Raw genomic sequence first — 836 nt, 5'->3', positions numbered from 1 at the left:
GGACGGTAAAGGCACCCTCCAGGTCCCGAACACCAACGTTGAAGACGTCTACAAAGATGCTTCGACCGTTACTGCCACCGTCACCGCCGTTAACGGTGGTAACTACGAAGGCGTGGACCTGACTGGCTCGACCAACACCGCGACTGTCGAAGACACCATCGACAACACCACCGTGGCCGTCAGCTCGCTGCCAGCGAAAGAGGGCGACGAGAACGTCACCTTCAACTTCCAGCTGAGCAACAAGCCACAAGGTGCGACCACCCTGACCGTGGATGTTGGTGGCACCATCTACACCGTTACAGTGGATGCGGACGGTAAGGGCACCCTGCAGGTTCCGAACACCAACGTTGAAGACGTCTACAAAGATGCTTCGACTGTCACTGCGACTGTGACTGCCGTGAATGGTGGTAACTACGAAGGTGTTGACCTGACCGGCGCGACCAATACCGCCACCGTCGAAGACACCATCGATAACACCACTGTGGCCGTAAGCTCGCTGCCGGCGAAAGAGGGCGATGAAAACGTCACCTTCAACTTCCAGCTGAGCAACAAACCGCAGGGTGCGACTACCCTGACCGTCGACGTGGGCGGCACCATCTACACCGTCACTGTGGATGCGGACGGTAAAGGTACCCTCCAGGTTCCGAACACCAACGTTGAAGACGTCTACAAAGATGCTTCGACCGTTACCGCCACTGTGACTGCCGTTAATGGTGGTAACTACGAAGGTGTTGATCTGACTGGCGCGACCAACACCGCGACTGTCGAAGACACCATCGACAACACCACCGTGGCCGTCAGCTCGCTGCCAGCGAAAGAAGGCGACGAAAACGTCA

The 836-nt window shown here is 57.3% G+C and carries 1 protein-coding gene; it reads left to right on the top strand.

The window, feature by feature from the left end; translation table 11 throughout:
• On the top strand, nt 1-836 hold an 836-nt coding region (locus F3J45_RS29590; RefSeq protein ID WP_205300750.1), incomplete at both ends, for an immunoglobulin-like domain-containing protein.

The sequence above is a fragment of the Pantoea sp. Ap-967 genome, from assembly GCF_011752565.1.
Classification (GTDB): Bacteria; Pseudomonadota; Gammaproteobacteria; order Pseudomonadales; family Pseudomonadaceae; genus Aquipseudomonas.
Note: the sequence above shows the minus strand (reverse complement) of the source record. Positions and strands in the feature narration are given on the sequence as shown.